The following is a 17348-nucleotide window of genomic DNA, read 5'->3' as shown; positions in this document are numbered from 1 at the left end:
CAGAATTCTCGCGCGCCGGAGCACCCTCTCGAATTGGCCGGCGGAAAGCGCCGGGCCATCGATCGGGGCCGGTCCGCGGCATGATTCCGCGTCGAATCCGCAGGGGTGCCGGGAGAGCTGACGCCGCATGGGAATTTCATGGATTCGGTGCGACACCGCCGTGGGGTCCCGCCGACCGGGCCAGGGCCCCGTCGAGCCGGTCGCGGATCCTCCTGATCGACACGGTCAGCTCGGCGGGCTCCAGGACCTCGAACGGGAAGCCGGTCATCATGATGTGAATCACCATCACCTCCAGGCTCGGCGCGCCGCTGCGCAGGACGCAGGTGCCCGGGCCGTCGGCCTCCAGCGTCCCGGCGGACGGCGAGATCCGCTCGGCGGCCTCTTCCAGCGGCACCAGCAGCCGGACCGCGGACCGCTCGGCGTACGCGCGCGTGGAGACGCCCTTGGAGACATAGGCGGCGAGGTCCTCGGCGGGCGGCTCACGCGGGGTGAAGCGGGGCCCGTGCGGCGGCCTGGGGGTGATGCGGTCGACCCGGAAGGTCCGCCAGTCCGCCCGGTCGACGTCCCAGGCGACCAGGTACCAGCGCCGCTCGGTGCAGACCAGCCGGTGCGGTTCCACGCTGCGTCGGCTCGCGGAGCCGTCGTGCGTGCGGTACTCGAAGCGCAGCCGTTCGGCGTCCCGGCACAGATGGGCGATCTCGGTGAGCAGCGCCGGGTCGACCGGGGAGGCCGGCGGGCCGCCGCGCAGCATCGGCACGGTGAAGGCGTTGAGCGCGCCCACCCGGCGGCGCAGCCGGTTCGGCAGCACCTGTTCCAGCTTGGCCAGGGCGCGTACGGAGGTCTCGCCGATGCCCTCGATGCCCTGGCCGGCGGCGGTGCGCAGGCCGACGGCCACGGCGACGGCCTCGTCGTCGTCCAGCAGCAGCGGGGGCAGCTCGGCCCCCGCGCCGAGCTGGTAGCCACCGCCGGTTCCCGGGCTCGCGTTGACCGGGTAGCCGAGCTCGCGCAGCCGGTCCACGTCCCGGCGGACCGTGCGCGGGGTGACGCCGAGCCGGTCGGCGAGTTCGGCGCCGGACCACTCGCGGTGGGCCTGGAGCAGCGAGAGCAGACGCAGCAGTCGTGCCGAGGTCTCCAACATGGCGCCGAGTCTGCCGGCCGATGCGGACAGCCGCTGTCCTCGACGGGACAGCGGCTGTGGTGCACGGCTCGCTCAGAGCGCCAGGCGCCGGCCGGGCACGATCAGGTTCGGGTCGTCGCCGATGACGTTCCGGTTGGCGGCGTAGATCCGCTGCCAGGTGGTGCCGTGCCGGGCGGCGATGGCGCTCAGGGTGTCGCCCTGGCGGACGGTGTAGTCCCCGCGCGCCGCGTCGCGGCCGGTGTGGGCCGCCGTGCGCTCGGGCTTCGCCGCCGGCGCCGGCTTCGTCGTCGCGCCGCTGCCGGCCGCCGCGCCCGACCCGTTCGCCGGGGCGGTCCCGGTGGCTCCGGCCCGGCCCGAGCAGACCGGCCAGGCACCCCAGCCCTGGGCCCGCTGGACCTTGGTGGCGACGGCGATCTGCGCGCTCCGGGAGGCCTGGTCGGCCGTCGGGGCGTAGGCGCCGCCGCCGTACGCGCGCCAGGTGCCGGCGGAGAACTGGAGCCCGCCGTAGTAGCCGTTGCCGGTGTTGATGTGCCAGTCGCCGCCGCTCTCGCACTGGGCGATGCGGTCCCAGACCCCGTTGTCCGCGGCGGTCGCGTCGCCGGTGGCGGCCAGCAGTCCCAGCGGGGCCAGCAGCGCGGCTCCGGCCAGGGCGGCCGCCGTCGTACGGCCCTTGCGGGCGCCGTCGGGACGGGCGGTGCGGCGGGTGGTATCGGCACAATCGGACATGTGGTTCCCTCTCCACGAACCCGGGCTCCCCCGGGCGGAGCGCGCCTCGCCGCGCAGGACCGCGGTTCCTCGCGCCCGCCCCGTCCGCCGCGGCCGGTGCGGCGATCGTGCTCTGCCTGGCCGGCCGGCGGACGTACCCGAGCGGTGCTCGATGCACACGGCGGAGGAATGTAGAGAGAACGGACCGGCTGTTTCAACCAAGTCGCCGTCGTTCCAGGCCAGTTCGCGGTTACCTCAGGTATCGACGATTTTCGGCCAGCCGTTTCGTACATGGATTTCATGATTTTTCGACCACAAGCACGACCGGGGCGTGACCCACTTCACTCGTTCAAGTGCCTTGACCTGACGCGGACTTGACGATGAGTGTCCGGTTCCGCACCGGCGGTGACCCTGTGCGGTGGATGGTTCGATTCCGTCGCCCCCGGGGCGTGACCCCCACCACAGGACGCCCGTTGTCTTCTTCATGAGCCCGGAACCCCCGGGGCTCAGCGGCCGGGAGCCACCCGGCCGACCCAGCACCGCATCCCGAGGGAGCCACCGTGCCGCGCATGCTCGACGTCAGTGACGCAGTACGCGCCGAGATCGGCGACGAAGAAGCCGACCGGCTGCTCGCCGGAGAGAACGCCCCGGGCAGTTACGACTGCACGTCCTGCCGCACCCCGGGCGACTCCGAGCAGGAGCGCACCAGCACCGTTCTGTTCGTCGGCGACGAGACCGCCGTCCTTGCCTTCGCCCACGCCGGCTGCCTGCCCTCGCAGGTCGTCCAGGTCACCGAGGAGCAGTTGCAGGGCGCCGTCCGGTCCATCGGCGGCCGCCCGGCCGCGGACGGCGCCCCTCAGCGGTCCGTGCCCGAGCAGGCCGTGCTCGGTGTGACCAGCGGACTGGTGCTGATCGAGGGCGAGTTGCACCCCGCGCTGGTCGTCGAGCCGACGGCGCCCATCGTGCGCCCCGGCTCCTTCGGCGCCGGCGACGACTTCCTGCCGTTGCTCATCGAGCAGGGCTTCATGCCGGTGATGGAGCTGGCGTCGGTCCCGCCGGTGCTGCACGGCTGGTCGGTCCTGCTCGCGATGGGCCAGCTCCACGCGGTGCTCCAGCCGGGTGCGGGCGGCGGTCAGCCGGTCGCCTGGTGGCAGGCGCACCAGCCGCTGCAGGTGACGGACAGCTGGCGGGCCGCCGCCAACAAGCACCAGCAGGTGCTGATGTTCGCGGCGCCGGTGGGGTCCATCGGACGCCAGCCCCGGGAGGACCTGCTGCGCGGCTCCCTCGACCGGGCCGCGGCCACCGGCAAGCTGGTGGCGGCGGCGCTGCCCCTCGCGGGCACCTGAGGTCCGCCCGGCGGCAGGCCGGGAGCGCGCCCCCACTTGTACGACCGCATCCCTTTCAGATTCCGGTCGTTTGGACATACGTGCACGCATATGACACTCCTCCTCCACGCCGGTCCTCCTTCGCCTCCGTCCCGTCCGCCCGGGTGGGGGAGAGTTCGGTCGCGGCATCGGCCACGCCGATCTACGACTCGCTCTACGCGGAGTGGGTCAAGGCCTTCCGTACGCTGCCGGGTGATCGCAGTGGTGAGGAGGAGCTGGGGTTCTACGCCTTCGGGAACACCCCGCACAGCACCGGCTCGTACCGTATGACCTCCTACAGCGCCTACAGCGCGGGGGCGTACAGCGCCCGGCAGGGCGGCGGTCAGCAGCAGCCGCAGTGGCAGCGGGTCGGCACGCTGGGGCGGCAGCAGGACACCGGGATGCATCACGTTCCGGCGGGGCTGCCGCCCGCTCCGCGGCGCGGCGCCTGAGGCATGGCGAAGGGCGGCCCCCCGTTCACGGGGGGCCGCCCTTCGCCATGCCGGAGGGGCCGGTTACTTCTTCTTGCCGCGCTTCTCGCGCACCCGCACCGAGATGTGGATCGGGGTGCCCTCGAAGCCGAACTCCTCGCGCAGGCGGCGCTCGATGAAGCGCCGGTAGCCGGCCTCGATGAAGCCGGAGGCGAAGAGGACGAACCGCGGCGGCTTGGTGCCGGCCTGGGTGCCGAACAGGATGCGCGGCTGCTTGCCGCCCCGGACCGGGTGCGGGTGGGCCGAGACCAGCTCGCCGAGGAAGGAGTTCAGCCGGCCGGTGGGGACCCGGGTCTCCCAGCCGTCGAGGGCGGTCTCGATCGCCGGGACCAGCTTCTCCATGTGCCGGCCGGTACGGGCCGAGACGTTGACCCGGGGCGCCCACGCGACCTGGCCCAGCTCGGTCTCGATCTCGCGCTCCAGGTAGTAGCGGCGCTCCTCGTCGAGGGTGTCCCACTTGTTGAAGGCGAGGACGACCGCGCGACCCGCCTCCACGGCCATGGTGACGATCCGCTGGTCCTGGACCGAGATGTTCTCGGAGGCGTCGATCAGGATGACGGCCACCTCCGCCTTCTCGACGGCGGCCGCGGTGCGCAGCGAGGCGTAGTAGTCGGCGCCCTGCTGGAGGTGGACGCGCTTGCGGATGCCCGCGGTGTCGACGAACTTCCAGGTCACCCCGCCCAGGTCGATCAGCTCGTCGACCGGGTCGCGGGTGGTGCCGGCCAGCTCGTTGACGACGACGCGCTCCTCGCCCGCCACCTTGTTCAGGAGGGAGGACTTGCCAACGTTCGGGCGGCCGATGAGGGCGATGCGGCGCGGACCGCCGACCGCGGTGCCGAAGGTCTGCTCGGGCGCCTCGGGCAGCGCCTCGAGGACGGCGTCCAGCATGTCGCCGGTGCCGCGTCCGTGCAGGGCGGAGACGGGGTGCGGCTCGCCGAGGCCCAGGGACCACAGGTAGGTGGCGTCGGCCTCGCCGCTGGGGCCGTCGACCTTGTTGGCGGCCAGCACGACGGGCTTGCCCGCCTTGCGCAGCAGCCGTACGACCGCCTCGTCGGTGTCGGTGGCGCCGACCTTGGCGTCCACGACGAAGACGACCGCGTCCGCGGCCTCGATCGCGTACTCGGCCTGTGCGGCGACGGAGGCGTCGATACCGAGGACGTCCTGCTCCCAGCCGCCGGTGTCGACCACCTTGAAGCGGCGGCCCGCCCACTCGGCCTCGTAGGTGACGCGGTCGCGGGTGACGCCGGGCTTGTCCTCGACCACGGCCTCACGGCGGCCGATGATCCGGTTCACCAGGGTCGACTTGCCGACATTGGGACGGCCGACGACGGCGAGCACGGGCAGCGGACCGTGGCCCGCCGCCTCGATGGCGCCCTCGACGTCCTCGATGTCGAAGCCCTCTTCCGCGGCGAGCTCCATGAACTCCGCGTACTCGGCGTCGCCGAGAGCCCCGTGGTCGTACTCGTGCTCAGCCGAGTCGCCGGGCTGGGTCTGGTCGTTCATGAAGTCCGTACCTCGTCGTTCATCGTGGTGATCGGTGGAGCGGCCCTGGTGGGCTGATCCACTACTCAAGTGTCGCCTGCCCTGCCCGGTGGATCAGGCCGGAGGAAATCAACGGTATCCGACCGACGCCGCCGAGCGGGGCCTGGTGCGTCCAGCCGCAAGGCGGAGGAGCGAGTCGACGCGGAGCTTCGGGGACCGACGACAACGCCGCGGACGGGCGTGCCAGGCCCCTCGTCTCCGGCATGATCCACCGGGCAGGGCTCAGCGCCCGGTGAGGCGCCTGGCGTTTTCCAGATGGCTGGTGAGCTGCTTCTGGATGCGCTCGGTCGCCTCGTCCAGCGCGCTGCGCGTGCGCCGCCCCGATCCGTCGCCCGCCTCGAACGGGTCGCCGAAGACGACGTCCACGCGGGAGCGCAGCGGGGGCAGCGCCTTTACCAACCGGCCGGGCCGCTCGGTGCTTCCCAGTACGGCCACGGGCACGATCGGCGCCCCGCTGCGCACCGCGAAGTACGCGAGCCCGGCCCGCAGGGAGGCGAAGTCGCCCTCGCCCCGGGTGCCCTCCGGAAAGATGCCGAGCACTCCCCCGGCCTCCAGCACGCCGAGGGCCCGGGTGATGGCGGTGCGGTCGGCGGAGGCGCGGTCCACCTTGAGCTGGCCGATGCCGGTCAGGAAGGGGTTCAGCGGGCCGACGAACGCCTCCTTCTTGATCAGGAAGTGCGTCGGCCGGGGCGAGACGCCCATGACCATCGGCCCGTCGATGTTGTGCGAGTGGTTCACGGCGAGGATCGCCGGCCCGCTCGCGGGCAGCTTCCAGGCGCCTAGCACACGCGGCCGCCACAGCCCGTACATCAGGCCGACGCCGATGCGCCGCCCGACCTCGGCGCCCCGTTCCGACGGAAGGCTCACTTCCCCGCCCGCTTCTCCTCGACCAGGGTGACGACGCACTCGATGACCTGGGCGAGGGTGAGCTCGGTGGTGTCCACCTCGACCGCGTCGCCTGCCTTGGCGAGCGGGGAGGCCTTGCGGCTGGAGTCGGCGGCGTCCCGCTTGATCAGGGCCTCGCGGGTGGCGTGGACGTCGGCGCCCTTCAGCTCGCCGCTGCGGCGGGCCGCGCGGGCCTCCGGGGAGGCGGTGAGGAAGATCTTCAGGTCGGCGTCCGGCAGCACGGTGGTGCCGATGTCCCGGCCCTCGACCACGATGCCGAGCTCGGCGCCGGCCGCGAGCGAGCGCTGCAACTCGGTGATCCGGGTGCGCACCTCGGGCACCGCGCTGACCGCGCTGACCTTGGAGGTGACCTCCTGGGTGCGGATCGGGGCGGCCACGTCGACGCCGTCGACCGTGATGGTCGGGGCGGACGGGTCGGTGCCGGAGACGATCTCCGGCTTGCCCGCGACGGCGGCGATGGCGGTCGGGTCCTCGAGGTCGATGCCGTTGGCCACCATCCACCAGGTGATGGCCCGGTACTGGGCGCCGGTGTCGAGGTAGCTCAGGCCGAGCTTCGCGGCCACGGCCTTCGACGTGCTCGACTTGCCCGTGCCGGAGGGGCCGTCGATCGCGACGATCACGGGCTTGGCGGTCGGGGCGCCGTTTTCCACGGGGGACACCTTCCTGGTGCGGTGCGGGGGCGGGGGCGGGGGGCCGGAGCGCGAGGGCGCCCTGGACAAGGTTACTGGGTACGGGCGACCCGAACGGACGGCCGTCTTCCTACTGCCGCAGCGCCCAGCCCCGCTCGCGCAGCGCTTCCTTCAGCACGGGCGCCGCCTTGGGCTCGACCAGGAGCTGCATGAGACCGGCCTGCTGCCCCGTCGCGTGCTCGATCCGGACGTCCTCGATGTTGACCCCGGCCCGTCCCGCGTCCGCGAAGATGCGGGCGAGCTGGCCGGGCTGGTCGTCGATGAGGACGACGACGGTCTCGTACACGCGGGGCGCGCTGCCGTGCTTGCCGGGTACCCGCACCTGACCCGCGTTGCCGCGGCGCAGCACGTCCTCGATGCCCGAGCCGCCCTCGCGGCGCTTGTCCTCGTCGGAGGACTGCAGGGCGCGCAGGGCGCGGACGGTCTCCTCCAGGTCGGCGGAGACGTCGGCGAGCAGGTCGGCGACCGGGCCGGGGTTGGCCGAGAGGATGTCGATCCACATCCCGGGGTCGGAGGCGGCGATCCGGGTCACGTCCCGGATGCCCTGCCCGCACAGCCGTACGGCCGCCTCCTCGGCGTGCTCCAGGCGGGCCGCGACCATGCTGGAGACCAGGTGGGGCATGTGGGAGACGAGAGCGACGGCCCGGTCGTGGGCGTCGGCGTCCATGACGACCGGCACGGCCCGGCAGTGCGAGACCAGCTCCAGGGCGAGGTTGAGGACCTCGGTGTCGGTGTCCCGGGTCGGGGTGAGTACCCAGGGGCGGCCCTCGAAGAGGTCGCCGGTCGCGGCCAGCGGGCCGGACTTCTCCCGGCCGGACATGGGGTGGGTGCCGATGTAGGCGGACAGGTCGAGGCCGCGCGCCTCCAGCTCGCGGCGCGGACCCCCCTTGACGCTGGCCACGTCGACGTAGCCGCGCGCGACGCCGCGGGTCATGGCGTCCGCGAGGACGCCGGCGACGTGTGCGGGCGGGGCGGCGACGATGGCGAGGTCCACGGGGCCGTCGGGGGCCTCGTCGGTGCCGGCACCCAGCGCGGCCGCCGTGCGGGCCTGCTCGGGATCGTGGTCGGTGAGGTGGACGACGACGCCCCGCTGGGTCAGGGCGAGCGCGGCGGAGGTGCCGATGAGCCCGGTGCCGATGACGAGTGCGGTTCTCACTGGGCGATGTCCTTGCGCAGGGCGGCGGCGGCGCCGAGGTAGACGTGGGCGATCCGGGCGCGGGGCCGGTCCGACTCGACGTGCGCGAGCACCCGGACGACGCGGGGCATGGCGCCTTCGATGTCCAGTTCCTGGGCGCAGATCAGGGGGACGTCGACGATCCCGAGCTTGCGGGCGGCGGCGGCCGGGAAGTCGCTGTGCAGGTCGGGGGTGGCCGTGAACCAGATGCTGATCAGGTCGTCGGCGGTGAGTCCGTTCCGCTCCAGGATCTCGGTGAGCAGCGCTCCGACCTGCTCGTCCATGTGACCGGCCTCGTCCCGCTCCAATTGGACGGCCCCCCGGACCGCTCGTACCGCCACGGCGCTGCTCCTTGCTGACATGCGTTTCGTTCCTGGCCCGTCCAGCCTAGTCAGGCCCGCACCACCGGGCGCACCGCGACCGCCCGCTGAGACGCGGGGCCGACCCGGTGACGGCCGCGTCCTCCCTCCCGCCGCTTCCTGCGACAGAGGAACCTTTGGTGCGAAGATGTCGCAAATCGTGGCTTTTCCTACTGCCGATGTTCGGAGTGACGCATGACCTACAGCACGACACGGCGCACGGTTCTCGCGACGGGCGCGGCGGCGCTGGCCACCGGCTGCGGGAGCGGCGGCGGTTCGACGGGCTCCTCCCCGTCGCCCGGCGGCATGGAGCTGGCGAGCACGAGCGACATCCCCGAGGGCGGCGGCAAGATCTTCAAGGAGCGGAAGATCGTGGTCACCCAGCCGTCGAAGGGTGACTTCAAGGCCTTCTCGGCGATCTGCACGCACGAGGGCTGCACGGTGAGCAAGGTGGCCGACGGCACCATCGACTGCCCCTGTCACGGCAGCAGGTTCCACATCGCCGACGGCTCGGTGGCGCACGGCCCGGCGACCCGGCCGCTGCCCGCCGAGACGATCAAGGTGGAGGGAAATTCGATCCACCTGGCGTGAGCGGCCCGCGTACGCTCCGGGGATGCAGCCCGAGGACCTGGTACGCGACCACACGATCTACGCCTGTGTCATGGGTTCGCGGGCCTTCGGCCTGGCCACCGAGGCCAGTGACACCGACCGGCGGGGCGTGTTCCTCGCCCCCACTCCCCTGTTCTGGCGGTTCGAGAAGCCGCCGGCGCACGTGGAGGGGCCGGGCGAGGAGCGGTTCTCCTGGGAGCTGGAGCGGTTCTGCGAGCTGGCGCTGCGCGGCAACCCGAACATCCTGGAGTGTTTGCACTCCCCGCTGGTGGAGCACGCGGACGACACCGGCCGCGAACTGCTATCCCTGCGCGGCGCTTTCCTCTCCCGGCAGGTGTCCGACACCTTCACGCGCTACGCCCTCGGCCAGGGCAGGAAGCTCGACGCCGACATCCGCACGACGGGCGCCCCGCGCTGGAAGCACGCCATGCATCTGCTGCGTCTGCTGATGAGCGCGCGGGACCTGCTGCGCACCGGGGAGCTGCGGATCGACGTCGGCGACGAGCGGGAGCCGCTGCTGGCGGTGAAGCGCGGCGAGATCCCCTGGCCGGAGGTCGAGGCCCGCATGGCCCGGATCGCCGTGCAGACCGAGGAGGCCCTGCACGGCACCCCGCTGCCGCCGGAACCGGACCGCGCGCGCGTGGCCGGCTTCCTCTTCCGGGCGCGCCGGGACTCAGCCCGCCAGGCGGACGCGTACGACGAAGTCGTGCAGGGCGTCGTGCGCGCTGGGGGCGTCGGGCAGTGCTGAGGCGGCCTGCGCCTCGTCGAGCACGGCGTGCAGCCGCTCCACGTCGGCCTCCACGCGCGCGTGGTCGACGTCGGCGGTGCCGTGCTCGCGCTCGGCCTTGGCGGCGATCAGCTCGGGCAGGTAGGCGGGCGCGTCCACCTGTTCCAGCAGGGTGGGCAGATGCGCCTGCACCTCGCCGCTGCGCATCAGATGGATGCCGGTGAGCAACACGCGGAACGTGTAGAGCAGCGGCTTGAGTTCGCCGGTCTTGTCGAATAGCCGCCACTGGGTCACAGCGAACCCGCGGTAGTGGTGGGCGTGGTGGCCGGTGAGCACGCCCGGGGTGAGGGCGGCCAGCTCCCGGTGCGCCTCGGAGGTGTGAGCCACAAGGGGCGACAGGAGCTGCTCCAGCACATAGCCGTTGCGCCGGAGCATCAGCCGGGCGAACTTGCGCACGTCGTGGGTGACGAGGTCCATCTCGACGCCGAACCGCACCCAGGTCCGCGAGCGTGTCTCCTCCGGCTCGCGCAGCCCGACCAGGTCCGCGGCGGGCAGCAGGTGGGCGCCGCGCAGGTCGAGGTCGGAGTCCTCGGAGGGGAACCCGTACAGGTGGGCTCCGGAGACGGTCGCGAACAGCAGGGGGTGGGGCTGCTCTGCGATCACGGGCGTCAGGTCCATGTCGAGGTCGTCGATCATGGGCCTAAGCGTCCCAGAGCGCTCCCAGTGCCAACAGGTCGCCCCGGTACTCGATCCGCCCGGCCCAGTCGGCGGGCCAGGCGTCGGCGCCGAGCCAGGCGCCCGCGAAGGCCCCGGTCAGACAGGCGATCGAGTCCGAGTCGCCCGAGGAGCAGGCGGCCCGGCGCAGGGCGGTGACGGGCTGGTCGGGGAAGAGCAGGAAGCACAGCAGCCCGGTGGCGAGGGCCTCCTCGGCGATCCAGCCCTCGCCGGTGGCCAGGCAGGGATCGGTCTCCGGGGAGACGGTGCGCACGGCCTCCTGGAGGCGGCCGAGCATGTCCAGGCACTCGTCCCAGCCGCGCGCGATGAAGTGCTCGGGGCCGGGGTCCTGGGAGCGGGTCCACAGGTCGCCGAGCCAGTCGTGGTCGTAGCGGGTGCGGTTGTCGTAGGCGTAGCTGCGGAGCCGTCCGACGAGCCCGGCCGGGTCGGTGCCCCGGGCGAGCAGGTGCACGGCATGGGCGGTCAGGTCGGAGGCGGCCAGCGCGGTGGGGTGCCCGTGGGTGAGCGCGGACTGCAACTGGGCGGCGCCGGCGCGCTGTTCGCCGGTCAGACCGGGGGCGAGGCCGACGGGGGCGACGCGCATGTTGGCGCCGCAGCCCTTGGAGCCGACCTGGCTGGCGTCCTGCCAGGCGCGGCCCTCCTCCTTGAGCAGGTCGCACGCGGTCAGGCAGGTGTTGCCGGGGGCGCGGTTGTTGTCCGGCGACAGGTACCAGTCCACGAACTCCTCGCGCAGCGGCCGCTCCAGCCGTTTCGGGGCGAGGTCCCCGCGCTCCATGGCCGTGCGGAGCCCGCGGCCGACCGCGAGGGTCATCTGGGTGTCGTCGGAGACACGGGCGAGCTGCGCCGGCTCCATCTCCCGCCAGGGACCGAACATCGAGAGGATGAGCGGCACGGTCTTGAACTCGGTGGGATAGCCGAGGGCGTCCCCGAGGGCGAGGCCGAGGAGGGAACCGGTGGCGGCGCGTTTGCCCGGACGGGTGGTGGTCATTCGGGGCTTCCTTCCCGGGACGGCCGGAGCAGGGGCGGGTGCAGGGCGGTGGCGGGGCCGGCGCGGTAGAGGGCGGCCGGCTTGCCGCGTCCGCCGGTGAGCCGGGCGGCGCCGGGGACGGGTTCGACGAACCCGGGGGTGGCGAGCACCTTGCGGCGGAAGTTGGGCCGGTCCAGGGCGGTGCCCCACACCGTCTCGTAGACCTGCTGCAGCTCGCCGAGGGTGAACTCGGGCGGGCAGAAGGCGGTGGCGGCGCGGGTGTTCTCCAGCCGGTCGCCGACGCGTTCGTGGGCGTCGGCGAGGATCCGGTCGTGGTCGAAGGCGAGCGGCCCCACCGAGCCGTACGGCAGCCAGCGGGCCTGGGCCGCGTCGCCGCCGCCGCGGGGTTCGGGGGGCTCGGGCAGCAGCGCGGTGAACGCGACGGAGACGACCCGCATCCGGGGGTCGCGGCCCGGCTCGCTGTAGGTGCGCGACTGCTCCAGGTCCAGCCCCAAGACGTCGTCCAGGCCGGTCTCCTCGGCGAGTTCGCGCCGGGCGGCCGTCTCCGCGGACTCGTCGGGCAGCAGGAAGCCGCCGGGGAGCGCCCACCGGCCGGCGTACGGTTCCTGCCCGCGTTCGACCAGCAGCACGTGCAGCGCGCCCTCGCGGACGGTCAGGACGGCGAGGTCGACGGTGACGGCGAAAGGCTCGTAGGCGTTCTTGTCGTAGCCCTGCAGCACGGACACCCCCTTTAATAGTCACTGAGACTATAAAAGGGGGTGTCCGGAAGCACAACCTCTCTAGAGGTCGACCTCCTGCATGAGCATCCCGACCTCGGTGTTGGACAGGCGGCGCAGCCAGCCCGACTTCTGGTCGCCCAGGGTGATCGGGCCGAAGGAGGTGCGCACCAGCTTCTCCACCGGGAAGCCGGCCTCGGCGAGCATGCGGCGCACGATGTGCTTGCGGCCCTCGTGCAGGGTCACCTCGACCAGGTAGTTCTTGCCGGTCTGCTCGACCACCCGGAAGTGGTCCGCGCGCGCGTAGCCGTCCTCGAGCTGGATGCCGTCCTTCAGGCGCTTGCCCAGGTCGCGCGGGATGGGGCCGACGATGGCCGCGAGGTACGTCTTCTTCACGCCGTACTTCGGGTGGGTCAGCCGGTGCGCCAGTTCGCCGTGGTTGGTGAGCAGGATGACACCCTCGGTCTCGGTGTCGAGCCGGCCGACGTGGAAGAGCCGGGTCTCGCGGTTGGTGACGTAGTCACCGAGGCACTGGCGGCCCTCCGGGTCCTCCATGGTGGAGACGACACCGGCGGGCTTGTTGAGCGAGAAGAACTGGTACGACTGCGTGGCGACGGTCAGGCCGTCGACCTTGACCTCGTCCTTCTCCGGGTCCACCCGGCGGCCCTGCTCCAGCACGATCTCGCCGTTGATCTCGACCCGGGCCTGCTCGATCAGCTCCTCGCAGGCGCGGCGGGAGCCGTAGCCCGCACGCGCGAGCACCTTCTGCAGCCGCTCGCCCTCCTGCTCGGCGCCGGGGAAGGTCTTGGGCAGCTTGACGTCCTTCTTGCCCGCGTACCGCTCCCGGTTGCGCTCCTCGACCCGCGTCTCGTACTCGCGCGAGCGCGCCGGGGCCGAACGGCCGCCGCGCTGCTGGGACTGCTTCGGGCCGCCCTTGGCGCCGCCGCGCGCGGAGCCGCCGCGCCCGGACTTGGGGCCGTCCGGGGAGGCCCCGGGGCCCACGTCGTAGCGGCGCTCCTCGGGGCGGGGCTTGCGGGGCCGGCCCTGCCCCTGCTTCTGGTCCCTGTCGTTGCCGGCACCGCGGTAGTTACCGCGCCCGCCGCTCTTGCCGCTGCCGCTGCTTCGCATCAAGGTTTCCGTCTTAGTCGTCTGCGTCCTGACCGCCGGGCGCGTCGGGCGCGTCCGGGTCGAACGACGGGACCCCCTCCTGGGTCTCGGCCTCGATCGCCTCCGCCTCCGGGAGGAAGGGCGCGAGCTCCGGAAGTTCGTCCAGGCCGCGCAGGCCCATCCGCTCCAGGAAGTAGTTCGTCGTCCTGTACAGGATCGCACCTGTTTCGGGTTCCGTGCCCGCCTCCTCGACCAGACCGCGCTGGAGGAGGGTGCGCATCACGCCGTCGCAGTTCACTCCGCGCACGGCGGAGACGCGGCTGCGGCTGACCGGCTGGCGGTAGGCGACGACCGCGAGGGTCTCCAGCGCGGCCTGGGTGAGACGGGCCGTCTGGCCGTCCAGGACCAGCCGCTCGACGGCGGGCGCGTACTCGGCGCGGGTGTAGAAACGCCAGCCACCGGCGACGAACCGCAGCTCGAAGCCGCGGCCCTGCATGGTGTAGTCGTCGGCCAGCTCGCGCAGCGCGTCCCCGATCTGCCGCTTGGGCCGCTCGAGAATGCGGGCCAGGTGCTCCTCGGTCGCCGGCTCGTCCACGACCATGAGGACCGCTTCGAGGGCGGGCTTGAGTTCCAGCCCGGCGACGGCTCGCAGGCCCGCGGGCTCGCCGGCGGGCACTTCGGTGGTCCCGGCGGGTGCCCCGGTGGGGTCCGTGGGTGCCTCGGTGGTCTCGCTCACGCCTTCTTCTCCTCCTTGGGCTCCTCGGGCGGCCGGTCGAACTCGTCGGTGACCATCGGTGCCGCGTCCGTGTCCCCGCCGGTCCAGCGCACCAGCAGCTCCCCGAGGGCGGCCTCCTGCTCCAGGGCGACGGCCTTCTCCCGGTACAGCTCCAGCAGCGCCAGGAAGCGGGCCACGACGGTGAGGGTGTCGTCGGTGTCCTCGACCAGCACCCGGAAGCTGGCCTCGCCCAGCCGCCTGAGCCGCGCCACCACGATCCCCGCCTGCTCCTGCACGCTGACCAGCGGGGCGTGGATGTGCTCGACGTAGACCTGCGGCTTGGCCTTCGGCTGCATCGCCTTGACGGCGAGCCTGGCGAACCCCTCGGGGCCGATGCTGATGACGACCTCGGGCAGCAGCTCGGCGTGCTGGGGTTCGAGGCCGACGGTCCGGGGATGGCGGCGGGCCTCCTCGTCCAGGCGCTCGTTGAAGATGTCGGCGATCCGCTTGTACGCGCGGTACTGCAGCAGCCGCGCGAACAGCAGGTCCCGGGCCTCCAGCAGCGCGAGGTCGGCCTCGTCCTCGACCTCGGCGGCGGGCAGCAGCCGGGCGGCCTTGAGGTCGAGCAGCGTGGCGGCGACGACGAGGAACTCGGTCGTCTGGTCCAGGTCCCAGTCGGGGCCCATGGCCCGGATGTGCGCCATGAACTCGTCGGTGACCTTGGACAGCGCGACCTCGGTGACGTCCAGCTTGTGCTTGGAGATGAGCTGGAGGAGCAGGTCGAACGGCCCCTCGAAGTTGGCGAGCCGAACCTTGAAGACACCGTCGGCGGCGGCCTCCCCCGCCTCCCCGTCCTCGGCCCGCCCGGCCTCGGGTCCGACGGCGGCGTCGCCGCCGGACGCCGGTTCCGTCTCGGCCGGCGGCCGGGCCTCGTCCGGGGCCCCGGACGGCTCAAGGGCGTCCTGGCCGGACCCGTCCCCGGCAGGCGCCTCCGGCTCGGCGGTCTCCGGCGGTGAAGCGGCGCTCCCGGCCACCGCGCCCCGCTCCGCCGGGGCGGGCACGCCCGCGCCCGGTGGTCCGGGTTCGGCGTGGGCCGGAGCCGGAGCGCTGTCCGGCGGAGGTGTCGGCGCGGGCTCCGGCGGAGCCGTGTGCGGCTCGGCGGGCTGAGGGTGGGACGTGGACGTGGTGCCCGGTCCACGGCCCAGCGCACGCCTGCGGCCGGCACCGGGGCCGGAGGCGGGGGCGTCGTTCGGGGTCATGGCCGTCGCAGGCTATCGCCTGGCGCCCGCTGGGCCGACTACCGACCCCGCAGCCGCCGTACCAGGATGCTCGCGTCCCCTCGGGACTCCAGGTCGGCCAGGACCACGGCGACCGCCTCGCGGACGATGCGGCCGCGGTCCACGGCGAGGCCGTGCTCGCCCCGCAGGACCAGTCGTGCGTGTTCGAGGTCCATCAGTTCCTCGGCGGACACGTACACCGTGATCTTCTCGTCGTGCCGTTCGCGCCCGCTGGGCCGCCGGTTCGCCGCCCGCCCGCGCTTGCGCGGCTGCGCGGCCTCGGAGGCAGCGGCGGCGGCCGAACCCTCCGGCGGCGCCTGGCGCCGGGAGGGCCGGGTGCGGGACTCGGCGGTCCCGGCCGGTTCCGCGTCCGCCGCGGCGTGCTCCGCGCCCTCTCCGTCACCGCCCTGGACGGGCACCGCCGACGGCGCGTCCTCAGCGGCCGCGTCGTCGCTCTCCCCCGCGGGAGCCGGCACCCGGGCCTCGCCGTTGGCCCCGCGCCGGGGCGTGGACGGCTGGAGCGCCATCCCCCCTGTCGTACGGAACAGTTCGTCGGCCCCGGGCAGACTCACTCGGCGTGACACCGGGCGAGCACCTCCCTGGCGAGCTGGCGGTAGGCGGCGGCACCGACGGAGTTGGAGGCGTACGTGGTGATCGGCTCGCCGGCGACGGTGGTCTCCGGGAAGCGGACCGTGCGGCCGATGACCGTGTGGTAGACGTGGTCGTCGAACGCCTCGACCACGCGCGCGAGCACCTCACGGCTGTGCACCGTGCGCGAGTCGTACATCGTGGCGAGGATGCCGTCGAGCTCCAGGTCGGGGTTGAGCCGCTCCTGGACCTTCTCGATGGTCTCGGTCAGCAGGGCCACGCCACGCAGCGCGAAGAACTCGCACTCCAGCGGAACGATCACCTTGTGGGCGGCCGTCAGGGCGTTGACCGTGAGCAGGCCGAGCGAGGGCTGGCAGTCGATCACGATGTAGTCGTAGTCGTCCATCAGCGGCTTGAGCGCCCGCTGCAGGGTCGACTCGCGCGCGACCTCGGAGACGAGCTGGACCTCGGCGGCCGACAGGTCGATGTTGGAGGGCAGCAGGTCCATGTTGGGGACCGCCGTCTTCAGCAGGACCTCGTCCGCCGACATGCCCCGCTCCATGAGCAGGTTGTAGACGGTGAGGTCGAGCTCCATGGGGTTGACGCCGAGACCCACCGACAGCGCGCCCTGCGGGTCGAAGTCCACGAGCAGCACGCGCCGGCCGTACTCCGCGAGCGCGGCACCCAGGTTGATGGTCGACGTGGTCTTGCCGACGCCGCCCTTCTGGTTGCACATCGCGATGATCTTCGCGGGGCCGTGGTCGGTCAGCGGGCCGGGGATCGGGAAGTACGGCAGCGGGCGTCCGGTCGGACCGATGCGCTCACGGCGCTGGCGGGCCGCGTCGGGCGCGAGCGTGGCCGCGTACTCGGGATCGGGCTCGTACTCGGCGTCGGGGTCGTAGAAGTGCCCCTCGGGCAGTTCGTCGTAGTCGGCGAGCTGGTTGTGGGGCGCGCCACTTCCGTCGCCGGCCATGGCGTTCACGTGATGGCCATCCATGCTGTGGTGTGCTGTCCGGACCGTCTGCGGACCCGGAGTCTGGTGGGCTGCGAAGGTGCGCACAGCGACGGAGCCGACAGCCTCGAATCCCGCGGAACCGGCCTGGCCCCGTACCGGCATTCCTGGTTGACCACCCCCGGGAGTAAATGTCGACTCATTCACAAGTCGTCTTACCTCCTTGGTGACCAGGAAACTTCTAGACAAGGTCAGCGTGGCACCATGCCGACGGTTGGCGACTCTATGGCGTGTCGGCGGTCCGCAGCAACACAATCCGCCGGACCCGGCAGGATGTGTCGGCAATGAAACATCCCTCTGTCAAGGGCGTACGGGCGTCGCACAGCAGGTTTCACCGGTGTGCGAATCGGTCGAAGGGTTACGTTCGAGGCGAGTTGACCGCAAGCGGCAAAGTGACCATACACACATCCGGCCGGACCTTGTCGGGCAAGGTCCGGCCGGGCGTTCGGTGTTGACGACGCGTGTTGACGAATCGCCTTTCACCGGTTGGCGACTTGGCGACACGC

At 72.6% G+C, this 17348-nt stretch carries 19 protein-coding genes; 4 read left to right on the top strand and 15 right to left on the bottom strand.

All coding sequences use genetic code 11. The features are described from left to right. Positions 1 to 136 precede the first annotated feature (136 nt). A complete protein-coding gene (locus ACZ6B1_RS20320) occupies positions 137 to 1138 on the bottom strand; it encodes a helix-turn-helix transcriptional regulator (protein ID WP_468780216.1) in 1002 nt (333 codons plus the stop codon). Between the two features lie 72 nt (positions 1139 to 1210). Beyond that, the gene (locus ACZ6B1_RS20315; protein ID WP_468780215.1) at positions 1211 to 1864 is read right to left on the bottom strand and encodes a transglycosylase family protein; all 654 of its coding nucleotides are present in this window, start codon (positions 1862 to 1864) and stop codon (positions 1211 to 1213) included. A gap of 539 nt (positions 1865 to 2403) precedes the next feature. Between ACZ6B1_RS20315 and ACZ6B1_RS20310 the strand changes: the two genes are divergently transcribed. Further along, complete coding sequence (locus tag ACZ6B1_RS20310) at positions 2404 to 3189, top strand: hypothetical protein (RefSeq protein ID WP_468780213.1); 786 nt, start codon at positions 2404 to 2406, stop codon at positions 3187 to 3189. 80 nt (positions 3190 to 3269) lie between these two features. Further along, complete coding sequence (locus tag ACZ6B1_RS20305; RefSeq protein WP_468780211.1) at positions 3270 to 3659, top strand: hypothetical protein; 390 nt, start codon at positions 3270 to 3272, stop codon at positions 3657 to 3659. Between the two features lie 63 nt (positions 3660 to 3722). Here the strand turns inward: ACZ6B1_RS20305 and der are convergent, their stop codons facing one another. From der to aroH, 5 genes are all read right to left on the bottom strand, one after another. Beyond that, positions 3723 to 5201, bottom strand: a complete 1479-nt coding sequence (gene der, locus ACZ6B1_RS20300; protein ID WP_468780209.1) for a ribosome biogenesis GTPase Der — start codon at positions 5199 to 5201, stop codon at positions 3723 to 3725. A 261-nt stretch (positions 5202 to 5462) separates the two neighbouring features. Then, positions 5463 to 6050, bottom strand: a complete 588-nt coding sequence (locus ACZ6B1_RS20295) for a lysophospholipid acyltransferase family protein (protein WP_468780878.1) — start codon at positions 6048 to 6050, stop codon at positions 5463 to 5465. 53 nt (positions 6051 to 6103) lie between these two features. Beyond that, positions 6104 to 6796, bottom strand: a complete 693-nt coding sequence (gene cmk / locus ACZ6B1_RS20290; protein ID WP_468780207.1) for a (d)CMP kinase — start codon at positions 6794 to 6796, stop codon at positions 6104 to 6106. Between the two features lie 109 nt (positions 6797 to 6905). Then, entirely contained in the window at positions 6906 to 7991 is a 1086-nt protein-coding gene (locus tag ACZ6B1_RS20285) for a prephenate dehydrogenase (protein ID WP_468780205.1), read from the bottom strand. After that, a complete protein-coding gene (aroH, locus tag ACZ6B1_RS20280) occupies positions 7988 to 8350 on the bottom strand; it encodes a chorismate mutase (RefSeq protein ID WP_468780203.1) in 363 nt (120 codons plus the stop codon). The genes ACZ6B1_RS20285 and aroH overlap by 4 nt, the downstream gene beginning before the upstream one ends. A gap of 213 nt (positions 8351 to 8563) precedes the next feature. On the opposite strand from aroH, the gene ACZ6B1_RS20275 reads away from it, so the two are divergent. Together ACZ6B1_RS20275 and ACZ6B1_RS20270 are read left to right on the top strand one after the other, a co-directional pair. Continuing rightward, entirely contained in the window at positions 8564 to 8959 is a 396-nt protein-coding gene (locus ACZ6B1_RS20275; RefSeq protein ID WP_468780201.1) for a Rieske (2Fe-2S) protein, read from the top strand. A 22-nt stretch (positions 8960 to 8981) separates the two neighbouring features. Continuing rightward, complete coding sequence (locus tag ACZ6B1_RS20270) at positions 8982 to 9725, top strand: nucleotidyltransferase domain-containing protein (protein ID WP_468780199.1); 744 nt, start codon at positions 8982 to 8984, stop codon at positions 9723 to 9725. Here ACZ6B1_RS20270 and ACZ6B1_RS20265 read toward each other — a convergent pair. The 8 genes from ACZ6B1_RS20265 to ACZ6B1_RS20230 are packed head-to-tail and all read right to left on the bottom strand — an operon-like array spanning position 9651 to position 16947. Beyond that, the gene (locus tag ACZ6B1_RS20265; protein ID WP_468780197.1) at positions 9651 to 10400 is read right to left on the bottom strand and encodes a nucleotidyltransferase domain-containing protein; all 750 of its coding nucleotides are present in this window, start codon (positions 10398 to 10400) and stop codon (positions 9651 to 9653) included. The genes ACZ6B1_RS20270 and ACZ6B1_RS20265 overlap by 75 nt on opposite strands. A gap of 4 nt (positions 10401 to 10404) precedes the next feature. Next, a complete protein-coding gene (locus ACZ6B1_RS20260) occupies positions 10405 to 11427 on the bottom strand; it encodes an ADP-ribosylglycohydrolase family protein (protein WP_468780195.1) in 1023 nt (340 codons plus the stop codon). Then, on the bottom strand, positions 11424 to 12152 hold the full coding sequence (locus ACZ6B1_RS20255) for an NUDIX hydrolase (protein ID WP_468780193.1): 729 nt from the start codon (positions 12150 to 12152) through the stop codon (positions 11424 to 11426). Before ACZ6B1_RS20255 ends, ACZ6B1_RS20260 begins: the two co-directional genes overlap by 4 nt. A 54-nt stretch (positions 12153 to 12206) precedes the next feature. Continuing rightward, entirely contained in the window at positions 12207 to 13271 is a 1065-nt protein-coding gene (locus ACZ6B1_RS20250) for a pseudouridine synthase (RefSeq protein ID WP_468780191.1), read from the bottom strand. 13 nt (positions 13272 to 13284) lie between these two features. Then, positions 13285 to 13926: an SMC-Scp complex subunit ScpB gene (scpB, locus tag ACZ6B1_RS20245; protein ID WP_468780876.1), complete on the bottom strand. Its 642-nt coding sequence runs from the start codon at positions 13924 to 13926 to the stop codon at positions 13285 to 13287. A gap of 56 nt (positions 13927 to 13982) precedes the next feature. Further along, positions 13983 to 15224, bottom strand: coding sequence for a segregation and condensation protein A (locus tag ACZ6B1_RS20240; RefSeq protein ID WP_468780189.1), 1242 nt, complete (start codon positions 15222 to 15224; stop codon positions 13983 to 13985). Positions 15225 to 15262: 38 nt separating this feature from the next. After that, positions 15263 to 15826, bottom strand: a complete 564-nt coding sequence (locus tag ACZ6B1_RS20235) for a hypothetical protein (RefSeq protein WP_468780188.1) — start codon at positions 15824 to 15826, stop codon at positions 15263 to 15265. Further along, the gene (locus ACZ6B1_RS20230) at positions 15811 to 16947 is read right to left on the bottom strand and encodes a ParA family protein (protein ID WP_365122410.1); all 1137 of its coding nucleotides are present in this window, start codon (positions 16945 to 16947) and stop codon (positions 15811 to 15813) included. Before ACZ6B1_RS20230 ends, ACZ6B1_RS20235 begins: the two co-directional genes overlap by 16 nt. Positions 16948 to 17348: the final 401 nt, after the last annotated feature.

Source organism: Streptomyces sp. NPDC041129, assembly GCF_055592265.1.
The sequence above is the reverse complement of the archived record's forward strand: the minus strand, read 5'-3'. Positions and strand labels throughout refer to the sequence as shown.

Bases quoted from the DNA above. Each gene is read 5' to 3' on its own strand.
- ACZ6B1_RS20320 (WP_468780216.1), bottom strand. From the start codon at position 1,138: ATGTTGGAGACCTCGGCACGACTGCTGCGTCTGCTCTCGCTGCTCCAG.
- ACZ6B1_RS20315 (WP_468780215.1), bottom strand. From the start codon at position 1,864: ATGTCCGATTGTGCCGATACCACCCGCCGCACCGCCCGTCCCGACGGC.
- der (WP_468780209.1), bottom strand. From the start codon at position 5,201: ATGAACGACCAGACCCAGCCCGGCGACTCGGCTGAGCACGAGTACGAC.
- ACZ6B1_RS20295 (WP_468780878.1), bottom strand. From the start codon at position 6,050: ATGTACGGGCTGTGGCGGCCGCGTGTGCTAGGCGCCTGGAAGCTGCCC.
- ACZ6B1_RS20275 (WP_468780201.1), top strand. From the start codon at position 8,564: ATGACCTACAGCACGACACGGCGCACGGTTCTCGCGACGGGCGCGGCG.
- ACZ6B1_RS20270 (WP_468780199.1), top strand. From the start codon at position 8,982: ATGCAGCCCGAGGACCTGGTACGCGACCACACGATCTACGCCTGTGTC.
- ACZ6B1_RS20265 (WP_468780197.1), bottom strand. From the start codon at position 10,400: ATGATCGACGACCTCGACATGGACCTGACGCCCGTGATCGCAGAGCAG.
- ACZ6B1_RS20260 (WP_468780195.1), bottom strand. From the start codon at position 11,427: ATGACCACCACCCGTCCGGGCAAACGCGCCGCCACCGGTTCCCTCCTC.
- ACZ6B1_RS20250 (WP_468780191.1), bottom strand. From the start codon at position 13,271: ATGCGAAGCAGCGGCAGCGGCAAGAGCGGCGGGCGCGGTAACTACCGC.
- ACZ6B1_RS20240 (WP_468780189.1), bottom strand. From the start codon at position 15,224: ATGACCCCGAACGACGCCCCCGCCTCCGGCCCCGGTGCCGGCCGCAGG.
- ACZ6B1_RS20230 (WP_365122410.1), bottom strand. From the start codon at position 16,947: ATGCCGGTACGGGGCCAGGCCGGTTCCGCGGGATTCGAGGCTGTCGGC.